20 protein-coding genes are annotated in these 21,122 nt (G+C 69.5%); 10 read left to right on the top strand and 10 right to left on the bottom strand.

The window, feature by feature from the left end:
* The first annotated feature begins 270 nt into the window (after positions 1–270).
* From AC1RGU_RS06910 to AC1RGU_RS06900, 3 genes are all read left to right on the top strand, one after another.
* The gene (locus AC1RGU_RS06910) at positions 271–657 is read left to right on the top strand and encodes a DUF4259 domain-containing protein (protein ID WP_492695603.1); all 387 of its coding nucleotides are present in this window, start codon (positions 271–273) and stop codon (positions 655–657) included.
* A gap of 220 nt (positions 658–877) precedes the next feature.
* The gene (locus AC1RGU_RS06905; protein ID WP_492740792.1) at positions 878–4,042 is read left to right on the top strand and encodes a hypothetical protein; all 3,165 of its coding nucleotides are present in this window, start codon (positions 878–880) and stop codon (positions 4,040–4,042) included.
* A 150-nt stretch (positions 4,043–4,192) separates the two neighbouring features.
* On the top strand, positions 4,193–5,236 hold the full coding sequence (locus AC1RGU_RS06900; RefSeq protein ID WP_492695599.1) for an RNA methyltransferase: 1,044 nt from the start codon (positions 4,193–4,195) through the stop codon (positions 5,234–5,236).
* Here the strand turns inward: AC1RGU_RS06900 and AC1RGU_RS06895 are convergent.
* On the bottom strand, positions 5,229–5,981 hold the full coding sequence (locus AC1RGU_RS06895) for an alpha/beta fold hydrolase (protein WP_492695597.1): 753 nt from the start codon (positions 5,979–5,981) through the stop codon (positions 5,229–5,231). The genes AC1RGU_RS06900 and AC1RGU_RS06895 overlap by 8 nt on opposite strands.
* 238 nt (positions 5,982–6,219) lie before the next feature.
* On the opposite strand from AC1RGU_RS06895, the gene AC1RGU_RS06890 reads away from it, so the two are divergent.
* Complete coding sequence (locus tag AC1RGU_RS06890; RefSeq protein WP_492695595.1) at positions 6,220–7,818, top strand: OpgD/OpgG family glucan biosynthesis protein; 1,599 nt, start codon at positions 6,220–6,222, stop codon at positions 7,816–7,818.
* Between the two features lie 25 nt (positions 7,819–7,843).
* On the opposite strand, the gene AC1RGU_RS06885 is transcribed toward AC1RGU_RS06890, so the two are convergent.
* From AC1RGU_RS06885 to AC1RGU_RS06875, 3 genes are all read right to left on the bottom strand, one after another.
* On the bottom strand, positions 7,844–8,338 hold the full coding sequence (locus tag AC1RGU_RS06885) for a pentapeptide repeat-containing protein (protein ID WP_492695593.1): 495 nt from the start codon (positions 8,336–8,338) through the stop codon (positions 7,844–7,846).
* A 134-nt stretch (positions 8,339–8,472) separates the two neighbouring features.
* Complete coding sequence (locus tag AC1RGU_RS06880; RefSeq protein WP_492695591.1) at positions 8,473–8,703, bottom strand: hypothetical protein; 231 nt, start codon at positions 8,701–8,703, stop codon at positions 8,473–8,475.
* Positions 8,704–8,873: 170 nt separating this feature from the next.
* The gene (locus tag AC1RGU_RS06875) at positions 8,874–9,287 is read right to left on the bottom strand and encodes an FKBP-type peptidyl-prolyl cis-trans isomerase (RefSeq protein ID WP_307694011.1); all 414 of its coding nucleotides are present in this window, start codon (positions 9,285–9,287) and stop codon (positions 8,874–8,876) included.
* A gap of 136 nt (positions 9,288–9,423) precedes the next feature.
* Here AC1RGU_RS06875 and eat point away from each other — a divergent pair, with 136 nt between their 5' ends.
* The 4 genes from eat to AC1RGU_RS06855 are packed head-to-tail and all read left to right on the top strand — an operon-like array spanning position 9,424 to position 13,624.
* On the top strand, positions 9,424–10,830 hold the full coding sequence (gene eat, locus AC1RGU_RS06870) for an ethanolamine permease (RefSeq protein ID WP_492695589.1): 1,407 nt from the start codon (positions 9,424–9,426) through the stop codon (positions 10,828–10,830).
* Between the two features lie 9 nt (positions 10,831–10,839).
* Positions 10,840–12,234, top strand: coding sequence for an ethanolamine ammonia-lyase subunit EutB (locus AC1RGU_RS06865; RefSeq protein ID WP_492695587.1), 1,395 nt, complete (start codon positions 10,840–10,842; stop codon positions 12,232–12,234).
* A complete protein-coding gene (eutC, locus tag AC1RGU_RS06860) occupies positions 12,231–13,046 on the top strand; it encodes an ethanolamine ammonia-lyase subunit EutC (RefSeq protein ID WP_492695585.1) in 816 nt (271 codons plus the stop codon). Before AC1RGU_RS06865 ends, eutC begins: the two co-directional genes overlap by 4 nt.
* Positions 13,043–13,624: a peroxidase-related enzyme gene (locus AC1RGU_RS06855; protein WP_062474448.1), complete on the top strand. Its 582-nt coding sequence runs from the start codon at positions 13,043–13,045 to the stop codon at positions 13,622–13,624. The genes eutC and AC1RGU_RS06855 overlap by 4 nt, the downstream gene beginning before the upstream one ends.
* A 22-nt stretch (positions 13,625–13,646) precedes the next feature.
* Here the strand turns inward: AC1RGU_RS06855 and AC1RGU_RS06850 are convergent, their stop codons facing one another.
* The 3 genes from AC1RGU_RS06850 to AC1RGU_RS06840 are packed head-to-tail and all read right to left on the bottom strand — an operon-like array spanning position 13,647 to position 16,740.
* Positions 13,647–15,410 (bottom strand): phosphoethanolamine transferase, encoded by a 1,764-nt coding sequence (locus tag AC1RGU_RS06850; RefSeq protein ID WP_492695583.1) that lies wholly within the window; start codon positions 15,408–15,410, stop codon positions 13,647–13,649.
* A 57-nt stretch (positions 15,411–15,467) separates the two neighbouring features.
* Entirely contained in the window at positions 15,468–16,043 is a 576-nt protein-coding gene (locus AC1RGU_RS06845) for a phosphatase PAP2 family protein (protein WP_070059370.1), read from the bottom strand.
* Positions 16,030–16,740, bottom strand: a complete 711-nt coding sequence (locus tag AC1RGU_RS06840) for a phosphatase PAP2 family protein (RefSeq protein ID WP_492695581.1) — start codon at positions 16,738–16,740, stop codon at positions 16,030–16,032. Before AC1RGU_RS06840 ends, AC1RGU_RS06845 begins: the two co-directional genes overlap by 14 nt.
* A 138-nt stretch (positions 16,741–16,878) precedes the next feature.
* Here AC1RGU_RS06840 and AC1RGU_RS06835 point away from each other — a divergent pair, with 138 nt between their 5' ends.
* A complete protein-coding gene (locus tag AC1RGU_RS06835; protein WP_062474437.1) occupies positions 16,879–17,553 on the top strand; it encodes a response regulator in 675 nt (224 codons plus the stop codon).
* Positions 17,550–18,908 carry a sensor histidine kinase gene (locus AC1RGU_RS06830; RefSeq protein ID WP_492695579.1) on the top strand — a complete coding sequence of 453 codons (1,359 nt, stop codon included), beginning with the start codon at positions 17,550–17,552 and terminating at the stop codon, positions 18,906–18,908. Before AC1RGU_RS06835 ends, AC1RGU_RS06830 begins: the two co-directional genes overlap by 4 nt.
* A gap of 20 nt (positions 18,909–18,928) precedes the next feature.
* Here AC1RGU_RS06830 and AC1RGU_RS06825 read toward each other — a convergent pair whose 3' ends face one another.
* The 3 genes from AC1RGU_RS06825 to AC1RGU_RS06815 all read right to left on the bottom strand — a co-directional run bounded on the left by AC1RGU_RS06825 (position 18,929) and on the right by AC1RGU_RS06815 (position 21,044).
* Entirely contained in the window at positions 18,929–19,351 is a 423-nt protein-coding gene (locus AC1RGU_RS06825) for an acyl-CoA thioesterase (protein WP_070059373.1), read from the bottom strand.
* A complete protein-coding gene (locus AC1RGU_RS06820) occupies positions 19,348–20,184 on the bottom strand; it encodes a DMT family transporter (protein ID WP_492678263.1) in 837 nt (278 codons plus the stop codon). The genes AC1RGU_RS06825 and AC1RGU_RS06820 overlap by 4 nt, the downstream gene beginning before the upstream one ends.
* A 77-nt stretch (positions 20,185–20,261) precedes the next feature.
* Positions 20,262–21,044, bottom strand: coding sequence for an SDR family oxidoreductase (locus AC1RGU_RS06815; RefSeq protein WP_159272254.1), 783 nt, complete (start codon positions 21,042–21,044; stop codon positions 20,262–20,264).
* Between the last annotated feature and the right edge of the window lie 78 nt (positions 21,045–21,122).

Raw genomic sequence — 21,122 nt, 5'->3', positions numbered from 1 at the left:
TGGGCCATGCACGGCAGATCGGCCGTGACCGCGGCGTGTCCTGGAAGGACACCGCCGCAACGCCGGCCCAAGGGAAGTGTTCCCCGGCGGCTCACGGACTGGATGATCACGCGCCCCCATGTCAGGAGCGCGGCCATGCTACTGGGAAGCGTCGCCTGGCATTCTGACGAATTCTGCGAGGCCGCGCGATCACGAGATTCGCGCCGCTAGCATCACCGCATCTTCAAACCGTGGCCGCACCGCGACACGCCACACACGGGAGTCAAACGAATGGGTACATGGTCGACAGCAGGCTTCGGCAACGACGAGGCACTCGATTGGCTGGCGGAACTGCAGGAAGCCGATGACGCGCTCGCCTTCATCCGCGAGACGCTGGATTCAGGTTCGACCGAAGGCACCGTCGCCGCGGCCGAAGTGCTGGCACTGCTCGCCGGACACGGCAGCGCCGATGCACACCCGGACGCCGTCGACTGGTGCGCCGGCAAGGCCGCGCCGCCCGCCGACCTGCGCAAGGCTGCCGCCGACGCGCTGCAGGCCATCCTCGACGACCCCGATGCAGACGGGCACGACACCTGGGCCGAGCTGGGCGAGGACGACGAGGACTACCTCGCGTGGCTCGCCAACCTGAAGAGCCTGCAGGTCCGGCTGCGCGGCTGACCCGCGCTGAACGCGCCCGGCGTTCCGGCCAAAGCGTGCGCCGTGTTACGTAACGAGTGGCGACAGCTGCCCGTTTTGCACCATTGGCCTGACAGGGCCATTCGCACAAAACTCTTTTTGAATCAACGAGATACGGCGTTTTCGGCCCGTCGCTGACGGATGAAGTCGAAGGCGGCACGCATGTTGCCCTCTGTAGTCATTTATTTGACGAGGAGGCCGCATGACCACCACCGTATCGCCGATCGCTTCGATCCCCGCCGCCGCCGAAAGCGGCGCCCCCGTGGTGCTTGCACAGGCCAGCGTCACCCCCCTGGGCCCCGTCGGATCGGGCGCCCCCATGGCCGCGCCCGCCGGGCCGACCAGCCTGGGCACCCTGTCCAACGCCACGCCCGGCACGGTCGTCATGCGCGACGGATTTCGCATGCCGGTGGACGGCAACCAGACCCTCATCGCCGGCGACCGCGTGATCGTGCCCGACGGCGGCCAGGCCAACGTGCTCTTCCCCGGCTCGGCCACCAACAAGGCGCCGCTGGCCGGCGTGTTTGCGGGCGGCACCGACGCCACCATCACCTCGACCAAGCTGTCCAGCGGCCTGGAGCAGGTGAACGTCGACGTGGCCGCGGGCAACCTCGATGTCACCTCGCCCGACAGCGACGCGGAAGCCGCGGCGCTCGCCGTGAGCAAGAAGACTGCGGCCGGCAGCGGCATCGGCCTGGGTGAATTCGCACTCGGCGCGCTGGGCGCCATCGGCTTGGGCGCCGCGCTGAGCGGCGGTGGTGGCGGCGACGGCGGCGGGTTCCCACTGTTCGTCTCGGGCATCGGCGACAGCGACGCGGATGCCGATTCGGATGCCGATGCAGACGCCGACGCCGACTCGGATGCAGACGCCGATGCCGATGCCGATTCGGACGCCGACGCGGATTCGGATGCAGACGCCGACGCTGATGCGGACGCCGATTCGGACGCGGATGCCGACGCCGACGCAGACCACCTGCTCGATCCGGGCGACGGCCTCGCCGGGCACCTGCTGGGCGCCCTCGACAACGCGCTCGGCCTGGGCGGCGGTGCGACCAACGTGCGCAGCGCCTCCGGCTCGTCGGGCACGCTGGCCTCGCTGATGCCCGTGGCCGACGGCCTCACCGACCTGGTCGACGACCTGCTCTCGCCGGTCACCGGCGATGAGTTCAAGCCCAACGATCCCAACGAGTTCGAACCGGTGGACAACGCGGTCGAAAACATTGCCGTTCACGTGGGCGGCGTGCTGACCCCCGTGGTCGACGGCCTGCTCGGCGATGGCCTGACCGACGCCCTCGTCGGCTCGCTGATCGGCCAGGTCGACTACCTGACCGACGCGCTGGGCAATGCGCTGGAGAACGTGCTGGGCAGCGAAGGCCTGCTCGGCGGCATCACCACCCCGCTGGGCCTGGACGGCCTCGTGGACGACCTGCTCGGCACGGACGGTGTCGTCGGCCAGGTGCTCGAGGGGCTGCTGGGTGACGGCAGCCTGCTGGGCAGCGTGCTCGGCGAAGACGGATTGATCGGGCAGTTGCTGGGCGATGACGGGCTGCTGGGAGGCGTGCTGGGCGATGGTGGTTTGCTGGGCGGCGTGCTCGGCGGCGAAGGCGGCCTGCTGGGCGGTGTGCTGGGTGACGACGGCCTGTTGGGCGGCTTGCTCGGTGGCGATGGAGGCCTGCTCGGCGGTGTGCTGGGCGATGACGGCCTGCTGGGTGGTGTCCTCGGCGGGGAAGGCGGCTTGCTTGGCGGCGTGCTGGGTGACAACGGCCTGTTGGGCGGCTTGCTCGGTGGCGATGGGGGTCTGCTCGGCGGCGTGCTGGGCGACGACGGCTTGCTGGGCGGTGTCCTCGGTGGCGAAGGCGGCTTGCTCGGGGGCGTCCTGGGTGACGATGGCCTGCTGGGTGGCGTCCTCGGCGGCGAGGGCGGCCTGCTTGGCGGCGTGCTGGGCGACGTCGGCCTGGTCAACGGCCTCCTCGGCGACGAAGGCATCCTGGGCGGCGTGCTCGGCGGCGACGGCGCCCTGTCCGGCCTGCTCGGCAGCGAAGGCCTCACCGGCGGACTGCTCGGTGGCGACGGACTCGTGGACAGCCTGCTCGGTCCCGACGGCGCGGTCGGCTCCCTGCTGAACGCGACCCCGCTGGCCGGCCTGCTCGGCGGCGAAGACGGCTTGCTCAGCGGCCTGGTGGGCGATGACGGGCTCCTGGGTGGCGTCCTCGGTGACGACGGCCTGCTGGGCGGTGTGCTGGGCGACGACGGCATCCTCGGTGCCGAAGGCCCGGTCGGCGGCCTGTTGAATGGCGTCCTCGGTGGCGACGGTGGCGGCCTGCTCGGCGGTGTGCTGGGTGACGATGGTTTGCTGGGCGGCCTGCTCGGCGGTGACGGCGGCCTCCTGGGTGGCCTGCTCGGCGGCGACGGTGGCCTGCTCGGCGGTGTGCTCGGTGACGACGGCCTGCTGGGTGGTGTCCTCGGTGGTGAGGGAGGCCTGCTCGGCGGCTTGCTGGGTGACGAAGGCCTGCTGGGCAGCCTGCTCAGCGGCGGCGACGGCGGATTGCTTGGCGGCGTGCTGGGTGATGACGGCTTGCTGGGCGGTGTCCTCGGCGGCGACGGCGGTTTGCTCGGCGGCGTGCTCGGTGACGACGGCCTCCTGGGTGGTGTCCTCGGCGGAGACGGCGGCTTGCTCGGCGGTGTGCTGGGTGACGACGGTCTCCTGGGCGGCGTCCTCGGCGGTGACGGCGGTCTGCTCGGCGGCGTGCTCGGTGACGACGGCCTGCTGGGTGGTGTCCTCGGTGGTGACGGTGGTCTGCTCGGTGGCGTGCTGGGTGACGATGGCCTGCTGGGCGGTGTCCTCGGCGGCGACGGCGGTCTGCTCGGTGGCGTGCTGGGCGACGACGGCCTGCTGGGTGGCGTCCTCGGCGGCGATGAAGGTGGCCTCCTCGGCGGCGTGCTCGGTGACGACGGCCTGCTGGGCGGCGTCCTCGGTGGCGGCGAAGGCGGCTTGCTCGGCGGCATCGTCGGCGAAGACGGCCTCGTGGGCAGCCTGCTCGGCGGCTTGCTCGGAGGCAAGAGCCCCGTCGCGGACATCCTGGAGCCGGTGTCGTCGGTGCTCTGCCATGCAAGCGATGCCGTGGCACCGGTCGTGGCCGAGGCCACGCAAGCCGCATCCGGCGCCGCGGTGCCCGCGGCCGACATCCTGGCCGGCGCCAGCTCGACAGTTGCCCCGGTGGTCGCCGAGGTGGTGAACACCGTCGAGCACGCGGTCACGCCGCTGGTGTGTGAGGTCGTGGCCCCGATCACCAGCCTGCTCGACCACAGCGGCACAGGCTCCGCGCTGGCGCCCGTGACGAACATCCTGCACGGCCTGCTGGGCTGACCGAAGGCGGGAGAGGCCGGCAGCGGCCCTCCCCATCGCACGCTTTCTCGCGCACCGAAGGCGCGGCGCCCGCCCCGGCGCGCCGCGCCTTCGCATGCCTGCCGTGCACAATCGGCGCTCCCCCGAGCCCCCTTTTGCCCCACGCCGCGCATGCGAATCCACGAACTGAAACGACGACTCCGCGAGGCCGGGGCCGGCCCCAGCCACGAGCAGCGCATCCTGCGGCTGTGGTCGCATGCGCTGCCGCGCAACAGCGGCAGGCGCCTGCCGGCCACCTTCTTCCCGTCGTCGCTGATGGAGGCCCTGCCGGCCATCGAGGCCGAACTGGCGGGCCTGGCGCGCATCCATGCGGTTCACCCTGGCGCCGACGGCTCCGAGCGGCTGCTCGTCGCACTGGCCGATGGCCAGACGGTCGAAAGCGTGCTGCTGCCGCGCGACGGCCTGTGCGTGTCGTCGCAGGTCGGCTGCGCCGTCGGGTGCCAGTTCTGCATGACGGGCCGCGACGGCCTGCTGCGCCAGGTCGAAAGCGCCGAGATCGTTGCGCAGGTCGCGCTCGCGCGCCTGCGCCGGCCCGTGCGCAAGGTGGTGTTCATGGGCATGGGTGAACCGGCCCACAACCTCGACAACGTGATCGAGGCCATCGATCTGCTCGGCACCGTGGGCAACATCGGCCACAAGAACCTGGTGTTCTCCACCGTCGGCGATCCGCGCGTGTTCGAGCGGCTGCTGCAGGCGCGCGTGCGGCCCGCGCTGGCGCTCTCGCTGCACACGACCAATGCCGAGCTGCGCCGCAAGCTCCTGCCGCGCGCGCCGAACCTGACACCCGAAGCCCTCATCGACGCGGGCGAGCACTACGCCCGCGCCACCGGCTACCCCATCCAGTACCAGTGGACGCTGCTCGAAGGCGTGAACGACGGGCCCGAGGAAGTCGAAGGCATCGTTCGGCTGCTGTCGGGCAAGTACGGCGTGCTGAACATGATCCCGTTCAACACGGTGGAGGGCGTGGCCTTCGGCCGCCCGTCGCGCGAGCGCTGCGAGCAGATGGCCCGCACGCTGCACGAACGCGGCATCCTCACGAAGCTGCGCTACTCGGCCGGCCAGGACGTCGACGGCGGCTGCGGCCAGCTGCGGGCGCGCGCGGCCGAAGTGCGAGTGACGGTGCCGATCCGCCGCGCCGACGAGCGGCTCAGCTGAGCGAGGCCATCCAGTCCCACACCGCGCCGGGCGCCTCGACCATCACGTTGTGGCCATGCGGGCCCAGGTCGCGGGCATCGGGGTCGAGGGAGCGGGTCTGCTCGAGGGTGACCAGCGCATCGTGGCGGCCCTGGCCGAGGTGAATCGGGCAGCGTGCCAGTCCGACGAGTTCAGACAGCGGCGGCTTGCCCACGGCATTGGCGCGCGGGTCCATAGCGAGGCGCCATCCCTCGTCCTCTTGCGTCACGCCGCGCGCCACGACGGGCGCCGTCGCGTCGGCGATCGCGGCCAGGCCAGAGACCTTCAGGTAGCGGTCAACTGCCTCTTCTTTCGTCGCGAAACGCTTGGTAGGCTGCGTCGCCAGCGTCTCCATGCGGCGGACTTCTTCATCGCTCCATCCGACCTTGATGCCCGCCGCGAACACCGCGTGCGGCACGACGCCAAACCATCCCGTCGCGAAAGCCAGGCCGATCACGCCGCCCAGTGAATGGCCGAGCACCACGAGGCGGCCTTCCGGCTGCAGATGCGGCAGCACCGCGCGCGCCACAGTGGCGGCGTGCTGGCCGATGACATAGGAAGCCTGCCGGTCCGACGCGCCGTGCCCGGGCAGGTCGAGCGCCAGCCAACGGCCGCGCCATCGCGCATCCGCCTGCGCGCACAGCGGCGACCACACCGCGCCTGTCGCGCCCATGCCGTGCAGCAGCACCAGCAGGTCCGGGCCTTCGCCGCCTTGTTCCGTGTACATGTCCTTTGTCTCCTGGCACTTTCGATGGCGCGAGAATACCCGGCGACGCACCGAAAAGGGCCCGACCGGCACCCGCTGCCGCAAGACAGCGCGGGGCCTTGTCCGGCCCCGTTTGCGCGGAATGGCTGACGCGCCGTACCCTGTGGTCCGGGGCATGCTTGGCGTTGTTTTCCCCCGTCTCCCCGACGCTTCTCTTTTCCCTTCTCCTCCAAAGGCTTTCGCCGCCCCTCAAGAACCCATGCTTGATCGCCGATCCTTCCTCGCCGCCGGCAGTGCCGCCGCCGCACTCGCCGCCCTGGGACTGCCCGAAGAGGCGCTGGCCGCCAACGGCCTGCAACTGAGCCAGCCAGCGCCCTTCTCCTTCGATGCGCTCGTCGCGCAGGCCAAGCGCCTCGCGGCCCGCCCCTACACCGCCGCCGCGCCGCTGGCGCCGCAGGTGCTGGAGCGCATCGACTACGACGCGCACGGCAAGATCCGCTTCGACCCCGCCAACGCCCTCTTCCGCGACGGGCCCGGCGCCTTTCCGGTCACGTTCTTCCACCTCGGCCGCTTCTTCCAGACCCCGGTGCGCATGCACGTGCTGGAGACCGCCGGCGGCGACAGCTTTGCGCGCGAGGTGCTCTACAGCCCCACGTACTTCTCGATGCCCGCCGACAGCCCCGCGCGCGCCCTGCCCGAGGGCGCGGGCTTCGCGGGCTTTCGCCTGCAGGAAAGTCGCCTGGGCGACCAGGGCAAGCTCGACTGGCAGAAGAACGACTGGGTCGCCTTTCTCGGCGCCTCGTACTTCCGCGCCATCGGCGAGCTCTACCAGTACGGCCTGTCGGCGCGCGGCATCGCGCTCGACGTCGCGGTGCCCGACAAGCCCGAGGAGTTCCCGAACTTCACGCGCTTCTATTTCGAGACACCCGCTGCGGGCAACACCACCTCGATGACCGTCTACGCGCTGCTCGAGGGGCCGAGCGTCACGGGCGTGTTCAAGTTCGTCATGCAGCGCGGCAAGGCCGTGATCATGGACATCGACGCGCGCGTTTTCCTGCGCCGCGACGTGTCGCGCCTGGGCCTGGTGCCGCTCACGTCGATGTACTGGTACTCGGAGACCATCAAACCCACCGCCATCGACTGGCGCCCCGAGGTGCACGACTCCGACGGCCTCGCGATCTGGAACGGCGCGGGCGAACGCATCTGGCGCCCACTCAACAACCCCACGCAGACCCGCGCCTCCGCGTTCGCCGACACCCGGCCGCGCGGCTTCGGCCTGTTGCAGCGCGACCGCAACTTCGATCACTACCAGGACGGCGTCAACTACGAGAGGCGCCCGAGCCTGTGGATCGAACCGTTGGGCGACTGGGGCGAAGGCTCGGTCCAGCTCATCGAGATCCCGACCGACGACGAGATCCACGACAACACCGTCGCCTTCTGGGTGCCCAAGGCCGATGCAAAAGCCGGCGCGAGCTACAGCCTGCAGTACCGGCTGCACTGGACCGACCAGGAGCCCTTTCCGTCACCGCTCGCGCGCTGCGTCGCCACCCGCATCGGCCGCGGTGGCCAACCGGGCCAGCCGCGCCCGCAGGGCGTGCGCAAGTTCATGGTGGAGTTCATCGGGCAGCCGCTCACCACGGTGCCCTTCGGCGTGAAACCCGAACTGGTGCTCACCGCGCCGCGCGGCAAGTTCTCCTACGTCTTCGCCGAAGCCGTGCCGAACGGCGTGCCGGGCCACTGGCGTGCGCAGTTCGACTTCACGCCCGAGGGCACGGAGCCAGTAGACATGCGGCTGTATCTGAAGAACGGGGATCAGACGTTGACGGAGACCTGGCTGTACCAGTACCAGCCGGGGTGAGCGGGAGCGGCTGCATCCTGCAGCCTCAGTTAATGCGCGCGTTGGTCAGCTGCATGTCTTCGAACTGACTGCCCGTGAAGTCGACCTGCTCGCCCTGCAGGTTGGTCGCACTCACTTGCGTGCCTCTGCACTCGAGCAACTTCAGACCTGACCAATGGCTCGCATCGAAGTTCAGTTCGGTCCAGTTGCATCGAGTGAAGGTGCAATCACTGAGCGTGCTGGCCTTGAGCTGCGACGCACTGAAAGTACAGTCGATGAAGGTGCATCCGCTGATCGCGATGCGCTCCATGTCGCACTGGCTGAAGGAGCAACCGCTGAACTGGCATGCGGTCCAGACGGCGTCCTGAAAAGTGGTCGATGTGAAGCTGCTGCCGCTGAAGGCGCTGGACGAGAAGGTGATCAAGTTCAGGTCCAAGCCAGCGTAGGCATTGCCGTCGCTCTGGCCAGAAAGACCCGCTGGCGCACCGCCTGCGCCTTTTCGCCACTTGTCGTGGTCCTCGATGATTTGTTTGGCGCTCATGGTGCCCTCAACCTATCCGACCGCACATGACGAAACACACGAACGCCCAATAGAGCCCGCAAAGCACGACGAGGAGCGCAAGAACCACCCACAGGATGGTTCCAGCCACCGATCCTGGCTTTTTCTTTTCCTGCTTAGCCATGTTGGGCAACTCCCTGCGCATCGCGGCCGAGATCGGCAGCCTCGCTCGCGCCCAGGTTGAGTGCGTCGGGGCTCATGAGCAGCAGCTCGTACTCGAACAGGCGGTTGACGCCTTCGCGCCCATACAAACGAACCGGCTCGAGCGCCGGACGCCCCAGAAACACCGGAATGGCGGTGCTGTTGATGTCGAGCGTGCGCGTTGGCGCTGCACTGAATGCGGACATGTGTTCCTCCCAGAACCCGCTCCTGTGGATCAGGGGTCAGGCCGCGGATTGTGGGAGGCCCATGCGCGCAAAAACAGGGGGAAAGAATCGGGCAACTATTGCGTGGCGAGCAGCGTGACGGACTGCACGCGTCGCTCATTGCCCAGGCCGGTCCTGACCGGCCCCGGCCGCTATCGCTTCGTGACCGACACCAGCTCGACTTCGAAATTCAGCGTCGCATTCGGCGGAATCAGGCCGTTGCCCGCACCGCGCGCACCGTAAGCAATCGACGCCGGGCAGGTCAGCTTGGCCTTGCCGCCCGGCTTCATCTTCTGCACGCCTTCGGTCCAGCACGGGATCACGCCGTTGAGCGGGAACTCGGTGGGTTCGCCGCGCTTGTACGAGCTGTCGAACTCCTTGCCGCTGTCGGGGAAGGTGCCGCGGTAGTGCACCTTGACCACGTCGGTGGCGGCGGGCGATGCGCCAGTGCCTTCCTTGAGCGACTGGTAGATCAGGCCGCTGGGCGTGGTGACCGCCGCGGACTGCGCAAAGGCTGCGGGAATGGCAAGGACGGACACGAGCGCGGCACAGACAAATGACTTCACGAAACACCTCGGTGGTTGAAAAGCTGCCGATTATGGACAGCCCCGGTGAAGCCGCCTGTACGCCGATGTATCCGATGGAACGGCCCTTGCTTTGGGAGGGGTGCACTGTCACCATCCGCCCAGAGAGGAAGCCCCCATGCGCTCCAACGACGCTCCGCCGGCCCCCGTCGCCGGCACCGGTCATCTCAAGAAAGTCCTCGGTCCCGTCCAGTTGTGGGGCATCGCGGTCGGCCTCGTCATCTCGGGTGAGTACTTTGGTTGGAGCTACGGCTGGAACACGGCCGGCACGCTCGGCTTCCTGGTCGCCACGGTGCTGGTGGCGACGATGTACACGACCTTCATCTTCAGCTTCACCGAGCTCTCGACCGCCATCCCGCACGCGGGCGGCCCCTTCGCCTATGCGCGGCGCGCCTTCGGGCCGCGCGGCGGTTTCGTGGCGGGCTTCGCGACGCTGATCGAATTCGTCTTCGCGCCGCCAGCCATCGCGCTGGCCATCGGCGCCTACCTCAACGTGCAGTTCCCGGGCATCAACCCGAAGTGGTTCGCGGTGGGGGCCTACGTGGTCTTCATCGGGCTGAACTGGATCGGCATCGGCATCGCGGCCGCGTTCGAGCTGTTCGTCACGGTGCTCGCGATCTTCGAGCTGCTGGTGTTCATGGGCGTGGTCGCGCCGGGCTGGTCGATGGCGAACTTCGTGGCCAACGGATGGGCCGGCGGCAATGTGCTGAACGGCGCGGCGGTGTCGGGCATCTTCGCGTCGATCCCGTTCGCGATCTGGTTCTTCCTGGCCATCGAGGGCGCGGCCATGGCGGCCGAAGAGGCGCGCGATCCGCACCGCACGATTCCGCTGGCCTACACCACCGGCATCGTCACGCTGGTGCTGCTGGCGTTCGGCGTGATGATCTTCGCGGGCGGCGTGGGCGACTGGCGCCAGCTCGCGAACATCAACGACCCGCTGCCACAGGCGATGAAGGCGGTGGTGGGGGCCAACAGCGGCTGGCTGCACATGCTGGTGTGGATCGGCCTGTTCGGCCTGGTCGCCTCGTTCCACGGCATCCTCATGGGCTACTCGCGCCAGATCTTCGCGCTCGCGCGCGCCGGCTACCTGCCGGCCTACTTCGCCGGCCTGAGCCCGCGCTTCGACACGCCGCACCGCGCCTTGCTGGCCGGCGGCGTGGTGGGCATCGCCGCCATCTTCAGCGACGAGTGGGTGCAGTTCGGCGGACAGACGCTCACGGCCAACATCGTGACTATGGCCGTGCTCGGCGCGATCGTGATGTACCTGATCTCGATGGCCGCGCTGTTCAAGCTGCGGCGCACCGAGCCCGACCTGCTGCGCACCTACCGCGCGCCCTTCTACCCCGTGTTCCCGGCCGTCGCGCTCGGGCTCGGGCTGGTGTGCCTGGGCGCGATGGTCTGGTTCAACCCGATGCTCACGGTGCTGTTCCTCGTGCTGATGGCGGCCGCCTACGGCTACTTCCTGCTCACCTCGGCGCAGCGCGATGCCGCCGCGCCGGACGCGATGCTGTCTTCCACGCCCTGACAAACAAAGATGCGCTATCGCACCACCATTGCCGGCCAGGGCTTCGCCTTCGACGATCTGCGGCAGGTGCTCGCCTGCGCCAGCCCCGCGCGCTCGGGCGACTACCTCGCGGGCCTCGGCGCTGCCACCGCGCAGCAGCGCATGGCGGCGCGCCACGTGCTGGCCGACACGCCGCTCAAGCAGTTCCTCACCGAGGCGCTGATTCCCTACGAGCAGGACAACATCACGCGGCTCATCATCGACACGCACGACGCGCAGGCCTTCGCGCCGGTGGCACACCTCACGGTCGGCGACTTCCGCAACTGGCTGCTGTCGGAACAGGCCACCACAGAGGCACTCGCCGCGCTCGCACCAGGCCTCACGCCCGAGATGGTGGCGGCCGTGTCCAAGCTCATGCGCAACCAGGACCTGGTCGCGGTCGCGAAGAAGTGCCACGTCGTCACGCGCTTTCGCGACACCATCGGCCTGCCCGGCCACCTGGCCGTGCGCCTGCAGCCCAACCACCCCACCGACGACCTGCGCGGCGTGGCCGCCTCCACGCTCGACGGCCTGCTCTACGGCGCGGGCGACGCGGTGATCGGCATCAACCCCGTGTCCGACAGCCTGCCGGTGCTCGGGCGCCTGCTGCACATGCTCGACGAGGTGATCCAGCGTTTCGAGATCCCCACGCAAAGCTGCGTGCTCACGCACGTGACCAACACGCTGAAGCTCGCCGAGGCCGGCGCGCCGGTGGACCTCGTGTTCCAGTCGATCGCCGGCACCGAGAAAGCGAACCTCTCGTTCGGCGTGACGCCCGCGCTGCTCGACGAGGCCCACGCCGCGGCGCAGTCGCTCGCGCGCGGCACCGTCGGCAACAACCTCATGTACTTCGAGACCGGCCAGGGCAGTGCGCTCTCGGCCAACGCCCATTTCGGCGTCGACCAGCAGACCTGCGAGGTGCGCGCCTATGCGCTGGCGCGGCGCTACCGGCCGCTGCTCATCAACACCGTGGTCGGCTTCATCGGCCCCGAGTACCTGTACGACGGCAAGCAGATCATCCGCGCCGGGCTCGAAGACCACTTCAGCGGCAAGCTGATGGGCCTGCCGATCGGCTGCGACATCTGCTACACCAACCACGCCGAAGCCGACCAGGACGACATGGACACGCTGCTCGTGCTGCTGGGCACGGCGGGCATCAACTTCATCATGGGCATCCCGGGCGCCGACGACGTGATGCTCAACTACCAGAGCACCTCGTTCCACGACGCCCTCTTCCTGCGCGAGACGCTGGGTCTGAAGCGCGCGCCCGAGTTCGAGGCCTGGCTGCAACGCATGCAGATCACCGACACCACCGGGCGGCTCGCACCGCCCACGGCCAACCGGCTGTTGAGCGACATGGGCGGGCTCTCCGCGCTGGCGCCATGAGCGATTCGCCCGTCACCCCCAACCCCTGGGCGCAATGGCGCGCCGCCACGCCCGCACGGCTCGCACTCGGCCGCGCCGGTGCCGGCATGCCCACCGACGAAACGCTGCGCTTCGGCTGGGCCCACGCGATGGCACGCGACGCGATCCATGCGGCGCTCGATGTCGACGCGCTCGACGCCGCGCTGCGCGCCGACCAATGGCACGTGAACCGTGTGCGCAGCCGCGCCCCCGACCGCACCACCTACCTGCGCCGCCCCGACCTGGGCCGCCAGCTCGATGCCGAAGACGCCGCACGCCTGCGCGACGGCCGGCCCGCGGGCGGCTGCGACGTCTGCCTCGTGATCGGTGACGGCCTCTCCTCACTCGCCGTCGCCCGCCACGCCGTGCCGCTGCTCGCCGCGCTGCGCCCGCAGTTGCCGCCCGGCACGCGCGTGTCGCCCGTGTTCATCGCCACGCAGGCGCGCGTGGCGCTGGCCGACGAGCTGGGCGAAGCGGTCGGCGCAGCGCTGTCGGTCATGCTGATCGGTGAACGCCCGGGCCTGAGCTCGCCCGACAGCCTCGGCATCTACCTGACCCATTCGCCACGCCGCGGCCGGCACGACGCCGAACGCAACTGCATCTCGAACGTGCGGCCCGAGGGGCTGTCGTACGCGCAGGCCGCCTTCAAGCTCGCGTGGCTGGTGCGCGAGTCGCTGCGCCGGGGGTTGAGCGGTGTGGGGCTCAAGGATGAGAGCGACCTGGCGGTGCTGGCTGCAAGCCCGGACGCCGTTGCCTATGATCCCGGGACCGATCCCCAGGAGACAAGCAGATGAACGCCCCCCGCTACCCCCTCGCCGAACTGAAAGACCTGCCCGACGACATCCGCACCGCGATCCTCGCCGTGCAGGAAAAGGCCGGCTTCGTGCCCAACGTGTTCCTCGGCCTTGCGCGCCGCCCCGCCGAGTGGCGGGCCTTCTTCGCGTACCACGACGCGCTGATGCTCAAGGAAGAAGGCTCGCTCACCAAGGGCGACCGCGAGATGATCGTCACCGCCACCAGCGCGGTCAATCAATGCCTGTACTGCGTGGTGGCGCACGGCGCGTTGCTGCGCATCTACGAGAAGAAACCGCTGGTGGCCGACCAGGTGGCGGTGAATTACCGCAAGGCCGACATCACGCAGCGCCAGCGCGCGATGCTCGACTTTGCGATGAAGGTCTGCGAACGCTCGCACGAGATCGACGACCGCGACTTCGGGCCGCTGCACGCGCACGGCTTCGACGACGAGGACATCTGGGACATCGCGGCCATCACCGCCTTCTTCGGCTTGAGCAACCGCCTGGCCAGCTTCAGCGGCATGCAGCCGAACCCGGAGTTCTTCCTGATGGGCCGGCTGCCGCGCGAAAAGAAGTAAGAAGCCGAAGCTGCGGGCGCGCTCAGGCCTTGCCGCGGCACGAGGCCAGCGCGTCGAGCGCGGGCTTGTAGGTGGGCGTGGTCACGTCCATGAGGCCCAGCACCGTGTGATAGAGGTTGTCGTGCGTGAGCGGCGCGTCCAGGCCCGCCTCCATGCACGAGCGCGAGAGCTTGCGGCGCTCGCTCATGCCGTCGCCGAACCAGGTGACCATGGGCACGTGCTTTTGCGCATCGGGCGCGAAGCTGTAGGGCACGCCGTGCAGGAACAGCCCGTATTCGCCCAGCGACTCGCCGTGGTCGCTCATGTACAGCAGCGCCGTGTCGTACTGCTTCGATTGGGTCTGGAGCCAGTCGATGGTCTGGCCGAGGAAGTGGTCGGTCTGCGCGATCGAGTTGTCGTAGACGTTCATCAGCTCGGCATGCGCGCACTCGGCCAGCGCGTTGGTCTTGCACTCGGGCGTGAAGCGCTTCAGCTCGGGCGCCGAGCGCTTGTAGTAGGCCGGGCCGTGGCTGCCCATCTGGTGCATGACGAGCACGACGCCCTTGGCGCGGCGCTCGGCGGGCAGCGCGGCGATGCGTTCGTCCAGCCCCTTGAGCATCACGTTGTCGAGGCACTCCTCGCCGTCGCACAGGGCCTTCTTGGTGGCCGCATCGAGCCCGTCGAAGGCCGAGGCGTTCGGGATGCGCGCGCACACGCCCTTGCAGCCGGCCTGGTTGTCGAGCCAGAACACGGCCAGGCCCGAGGCCTGCAGCACGTCCATGAGGTTCTCGTACTCGTCCTTGCGCGACTCGTAGCCGCTCTTGCCCAGGGGCGAGAACATGCAGGGCACCGAGGCCAGCGTGTTGGTGCCGCACGAGCGCACCTCGCGGTAGCTCAGCACGTTGCGCTTGGCGAGCTCGGGCGTGGTGTCGCGGGCGTAGCCGTTCAAGCCGAAGTGGTCGGACCGCGCGGTTTCGCCCACCACCACGACGAACAGCGGCGGGCGCTTCTGCGCCGCATAGCTCGCGCCCAGCGCCGTGCCTGCGGTGATCGGGATCAGCTTGCTGCTGCGCTTGAACATCGGCTTGAGCACCACGGCGCCGGCCGAGTACAGGCTGGCGATCGGGTTCATCATGTAGCGCAGGTGCACGTTGTTGCGCATCAGCGGCGCGAGCTGCCGGTTCATGGCCACGGCCGTGACCACCGCCACGACGGCGGCCAGCACCAGCAGCAGTGCGTTGCGCCAGACGTGCGACAGCAGCCCCATCGACACGATGCGCACGCGCCAGATCGCCCAGGCCGCGGGCAGCACGACCACGAGCACGTTGAAGGCCATGCGCCCGCTCAACAGGTCGCGCGCTTCGTTGGGGTCGGTCTGGAACGCGTTGGCGATCATGCTCGGGTCCATCACCACGCGGTACTGGAGCATGTAGTGCTGCGCCACCGCGGCGATCACGACCACGAGCAGCCACAGCGGCTTCATCCAGCGCGACCAGGCCGTGAGCGACAGCATCGCCACGGTGCCGCAGAAGGTGAGCATGCCCAGCGCGGCGATGGTCGGCATGTAGGTGCTGGGCGCGCCGCCCAGGCGGGCCAGGTCGTTCAGCAGCGGCCAGTTGGCGGTGAGGCCGAGGTACAGGCTGAGCCAGACGATCACCTGCCGCGTCGAGCGGGGCTGCGAGATCCAGCGGTCGATGCGTTGCCAGAAAGTGCCGGCGGCGCCCGCATCCGACAGCGGCGCGGGGCGGGATTCAGACCGGCTGGGAGCACGCGCCAGCAGCGCGGAGTCGAGACGCGAAACAGACATGCCGCCAATGTAGGCAGCGTGCCTGAAGAGAGCCTGAACAGTTCATTCAGAGCGCATTCAGGCTCGGCCGATGCGCGCGCGGCGCAGCAGACGCAGGCGCGGGCTGCGCGACACCGCGCGGCCGGCGGGGCGGCTGATGCCGCGCTCCACCACGATCGAGACCAGCGCCGCCAGGATCGCGGCGGCCGTCACGTCGGTCGGGAAATGCAGGCCCAGGTACAGCCGGCTCCAGGCCACCACCACCGCCGCCACCAGGGCCAGCCGCATCGGCGTGCGCCATGGCAGGCACCACAGCGAGAAGGCGGCAGCGAAGGTGCCGGCCGCATGCAGGCTGGGGAAGCCCGGGCGCGCACCCTGCGGCACCCACTGGATGCCCAGGCCGTAGAACGCGGGCCGCGGGAACGGCAGCACCGAGCGGAACACGTTCACCACCAGCCACACGACGAGCACGCTGACCAGTGCGGTGAAGAAGGCGTGGCGCCAGCGGCGATCGAAGGCCGCTGCGGCCGCGATGGACAGCGCCAGCAGGGTCGGCAGCACGTCGGACGCGAACATCGCGAACCGCAAGCTCCACGCCGGCGCGGAGGCCGAGGCGTTGATCCAGCTGAACAGGGCGAAATCAAGGGCTTGCATGCAGGGGCGCGGTGCGCTCGATGGGAGGAGACGTGCGGCGGCGCGTCGCCACCAGCTCGATGAGGAAGCCGACGCTCCAGCAGACCCAGGCGGTCCACAGCGTGTGGCTCATGTAATGCGCGCCGCGCATCTGCTGCGCCACGCCCAGAACGAGCCCGGCGACCAGCGCCACGCACAGCCACACGATGGCCCCACGCGGCGCTACATGCCGCAGCACGAAATACCCGCCGAGGTAGGCAAAGGCGGCCGACGCATGGCCGGCCGGGAAGCAGCCGCCCGGCCCGCCGTCGTCCTGGCCCCAGGCCCAGTGCGACACGTAGCGCGCCACGCCGCCGAACTCCTTCAGGTCCCAGGGGCAGCTGGTGTCGCTCGCGTGCTTGATCAGGCTCACGGCCAGCACCGAGGCCAGCACCGTCAGCGCCAGCTGCACGCGGGCGCCCGTGCCCAGGCGCCGCAGCACGCCCACGGGCCAGCGGATGGCGGCGAACAGGCCGATCACCAGCAGCCAGCTGAGGTTTCTCGCGCCCTCGTGCATCACGTGGACCAGGAAGGGGTTCTCGCGCCAGGGAAAGCCCATCGGCGTGCCGGCCAGGCGGGCCAGCGGCAGGTCGCCGCCAAGGGCGTCCCAGATCATCAGCAGGGCCAGGGCAAGCAAGGTCAGGGCTCCGAGACGGAGATGCGGGGTACGACGGGTCATGAAGAAAAACAGGCCTCGGAACAGACTGGCGCGAGCCTACGCACGCGGGATGAACCCAGTCTGAAGCGACCTGAACGATTCCTGACGCGATCGCCAGAGGGGCGGCGCTAGACTTCGAGTTTTTGTAAGGGCCACCGCGTGCGAATCTTGCTGGTCGAAGATGACAGTTCGTTGGCAGACGCGGTCTGCAGCTACCTCGTCGCCAAGGCGTTCGTCGTCGACGTGGCCCCCAGCCTGGCCGAGGCGCGCGGCGCCCTGCTCTCGGTGCAGTACGCGGCGGTGCTGCTCGACCTGCACCTGGGCGACGGCGACGGCCTCTCTTTGCTGCCGCAGGTGCGCGCGCTGCGCGAGCCGCCCATCGTCATCGTGCTCACGGCCCGCGACCAGGTCACCGACCGCATCCGCGGCCTCGATGCCGGCGCCGACGACTACCTCATCAAGCCCTACGACCCGGCCGAGCTGCTCGCGCGGCTGCGCGCCGTGGAACGCCGGCGCAGCGCCAACACCTCGCCGGTGCTGCAGCTGGGCACGCTGGAGATCGACCTGGCGCACGACCGCGTGCGCAAGGACGGCGTGCCCGTCGTGCTCACGCAGAAGGAATGGGCCCTGCTGCGCGTGATGGCCACGCGGCCCGAGCGCATCCACACGCGCGACAACCTGGCCGATGCGCTGTACGGCTTCGGCGACGAGGCCGACAGCAACACGCTCGAGGTGTTCATCAGCCGGCTGCGGCGCAAGCTCGGGCGCAGCCACATCCAGACGCTGCGCGGCCTGGGCTACCGGCTGTCGTTCTCTGCGGACGACGAGGAATGACCGGCACCTTGCTGCACGACCGCCGCGATTCGCTGGCCGGGCGCCTCACGCGCACGCTGATCCTGTGGGTCGGCGGCGTGTGGCTGCTGTGCGTGCTCGCCGTGGTCTGGTACGTGGACCGCGAGATCAACCACAACTTCGACAACGAGCTGGTGGAGGTGTCGCACCGCATGTTCGACATGGCGGTGCAGGAGCTCGAGAAGCTGCGCCTGCGCCATGAAAGCGGCAAGCAGGACACGCCGCTGATTGCACCCAAGCAGCTGTTCTCCGAAGACGCCGTGATGTACCAGGTGGTCGACGTGCACGAGCATGTGCTGCTGCGCTCGGCCGAGGCGCCCGACGACGCCTTCGACGTGCCGCTGGCCGCCGGCTTCGCCAACAACCAGACCTGGCGCATCTACACCGTGCGCCACCCCACGCTGGGCCTGTACTTCCAGGTGGCCGACCCGCTCGACGAGCGCCGCCGCGCGCTGAACCGCACGCTGTTCGGCCTGATCATCCCGCTCGGCGCGGTGCTGCCGTTGCTGGCGCTGGTGCTGCGCCGCGTGGCGCGCACCGAGCTGCGCGTGCTGCAGCAGCTGGCCGCCGAGATCGAGAAGCGCAACGGCGCGGACCTGCGCCCCATCACCCTGCCCGGCCTGCCGCAGGAGCTGCGCGCAGTGGGCGACCATGTCAACCGGCTGCTGCAGCGGCTGTCGCAGTCGCTCGACGTGGAGCGCGCGCTGGCCGCCAATGCCGCGCACGAGCTGCGCACGCCGCTGGCCGCCGCGCGGCTGCGGCTGCAGACCGCGCTCGACCACGACCTGAAGCGCACCGACGTCGAAGGCGCGCTGCAGGCGCTGCAGATGCTGAGCCACCGCGCCGAAAAACTGCTGCAGCTGTCGCGCGCCGAATCGGGCGCCTCGCTCGCGCGGGCGCGGGTCGACCTGGTGCAGCTGGCGGGCACGGTGGCACAGGAGTTCTGGCAAGACCCGCAGATCAACGAACGCCTGAAGCTCAAGGTGCCCGACAGCGCGGCGCCCGTGGCCTTCGGCGACGTCGATGCGCTGGCGATCGCGTTGCGCAACCTCGTGGAGAACGCGCTGCGCTACAGCGGCGACGGCCGCGTGACGATCGAGGTGGCGGCGCCGTGCGTGCTGGTGGTGCGCGATGCCGGCCCCGGCGTCAGCGCCGAGCAGCTGCGGTCGCTGCACCAGCGCCATGTGCGCCACGGCTCGGACCGCGCCGGCTACGGCCTGGGCATGTCGATCGTGGGCACCATCGTCGAGAAGCACAACGCGACGCTGGAGCTGGCCTCGCCGCCGCCCGGCATGGCGCGCGGTTTCGAGGCGCGCATCGTGCTGCGGCCGGCCTGAGATTTTTCGTCAGCGCGCTTTCAGTCGCTGACGATCTCGCGCAGCCAGTCGGGCAGCGCCAGCGCCTTCTGCTTCGGAAAATCGACCCAGATGGTGGTGGCGCCGCCGGCCGCGCAGAGCACGTCGGGCGCGTCTTCGCGGACCATGGTGGCCCAGCTTTCGAAGGTGGTGCGCCCGGGGTCGCTCACGTACATCTTGATCCGCACGTTGCCCGGGTACTCGATCTGGCGGTAGAAGTTGCAGAAGGCGTTGACGATCACCATGCCTTCGCCGCCCGGCGTGGGCTCGACACCGAGCGAGCGGATCCAGTCGATGCGCGCCGTTTCGAGGTAGCGGAAGTAGGTGCCGTTGTTCAGGTGGCCCATGGCGTCCATGTCGCCCCAGCGGATGGGGATCGACATCTCGTACACGAGCTTCTTCTTTTCGGGGATTTCGATTCTCATCGGTGGGCCTTGATGGATGCGAGGATGCCCAGGACGAACAGCGCCGCCGCCACCCATTCGGTGGCCTGCGGCCAGCGGCCGTCCCAGAGGAAGGAATAGAGCAAGGCGAACAGCGTCTCGCTCACGATGAGCTGGCCGCACAGGCTGGCCGAAAGGCGCTGGCTCGCGACGTTCCAGAGAATGGTCGCGAGCCACGACGAGCCGAAGCCGCTCGCCAGCGCGATCCAGATGAACAGCATGCCGTCGGGTTGCGACTGCAGCGTGGCGACATCGCTGCCCGCCACCGCCCACAGCAACAAGGCCCCGAGGCCGGTGGCGATGCCCAGCCAGTTGGCCCAGTCGGCCGCGTGCACCTCGCGGTGCCGTTGCAGCCAGGCGGCGTTGAGCAGGCCGTAGACCGTCCAGCTCACCATCGAACACAGCGCCAGCGCAATGCCCCAGCCGAAGCGCGCGCCGCCGCCACCACCGCCCGCGCCGTGCTGCGCCGACCACGCGCCCCAGATCATCAGCGCGATGCCCGCACCCGTGAGCAGCAGGCCGGGCAGCAAGGCCCGCATGTGCAGGCCCGCGGGCCGGCCCAGCAGCATCATCCAGACGGGGATCGTGCCGATGATGAGGCTGGGCACCTCGGTGCCCGCCGCCGCGATGCCGAAGGCCAGCAGCAGGTAGTAGCCGCTGAAGCCCAGCACGCTGAGGCCGAGCGCCGCCAGCGCCTGCCGGCCCGTGGGCCAGCGCACGGCCGCGGGCCGCGCGAACACCGCCAGCGCCGACACCGCGCCGAACACCGCGAAGCGCGCCGCCGTGATGTCGACCATGCCGAAGTGGCCGACCATGCGCGGCGCCACGAACACCAGGCCCCAGAGCGCGCCCGCGCCCAGGCCGGCGGCAATGCCGATCCAGGCTCGGGGGCTCAGAGGGCGAACCCGTCGTCGGCCGCGATGACAGCGCCGTTCACGAAATGGCTCTCGCCGCTGGCCAGCAGCACGATCAGGCCGTCGAGGTCTTCGGGCTTGCCCACGCGCTTGCGCGGCAGCATGCTGACCAGCTTGGCACCACCTTCGGTGCTCCAGTGCTCCTCGTTGAGCTCGGTCGTGATGTAGCCCGGGCACAGCGCGTTCACGTTGATGCCGAAGCGGCCCCATTCGAGCGCCATGGCCTTGGTCATCTGCACCACGGTGGCCTTGCTCATGCAGTAGGTGCCGATCTGCGGCATGACCTTCAGCGCCGCTGACGACGCGATGTTGATGATGCGTCCGCCGATGTAGGTGCCCGGCGCCTTGCCCTGGGCGCGCGCCAGCATGCGCTTGCCGACCTCCTGCGCGACGAAGAAGGAGCCCTTCACGTTGGTGTCGAAGATGTAGTCGTAGTCCTCGGGCGTGACGTCCTGCAGGCGCTGCGTGGCGCTCACGCCCGAGTTGTTGACCAGGACGTCGATGGGCCCCACTTCGGTCTCGGCGCGCGCCACGGCGGCCTTGATGCTGCCGATGTCGGTCACGTCGAGCTCGACCACGTGGGCGTCATGGCCCTCGCCTTCGATGCGTGCGCGCAGCTCCTTGAGCTTCTCGACGCGGCGGCTGGCCAGCACCACGGCGGCGCCGGCACGGGCCAGTGTCTTGGCGAACTGGGCGCCCAGTCCGCTGGAGGCGCCGGTGACGAAAGCCACGCGGCCGGAGAGATCGATGCTGTAAGCCATGAGCTGAATCCTGTGGAGTCGCGCAGGTGACGCAAGGCGCCTCGCCTGCCGGCGACAAGGCCCCCGCCGGACGCCGCA

It is taken from the genome of Variovorax sp. GW823-FHT02B07, assembly GCF_058797695.1.
The sequence above is the reverse complement of the archived record's forward strand: the minus strand, read 5'-3'. Positions and strand labels throughout refer to the sequence as shown.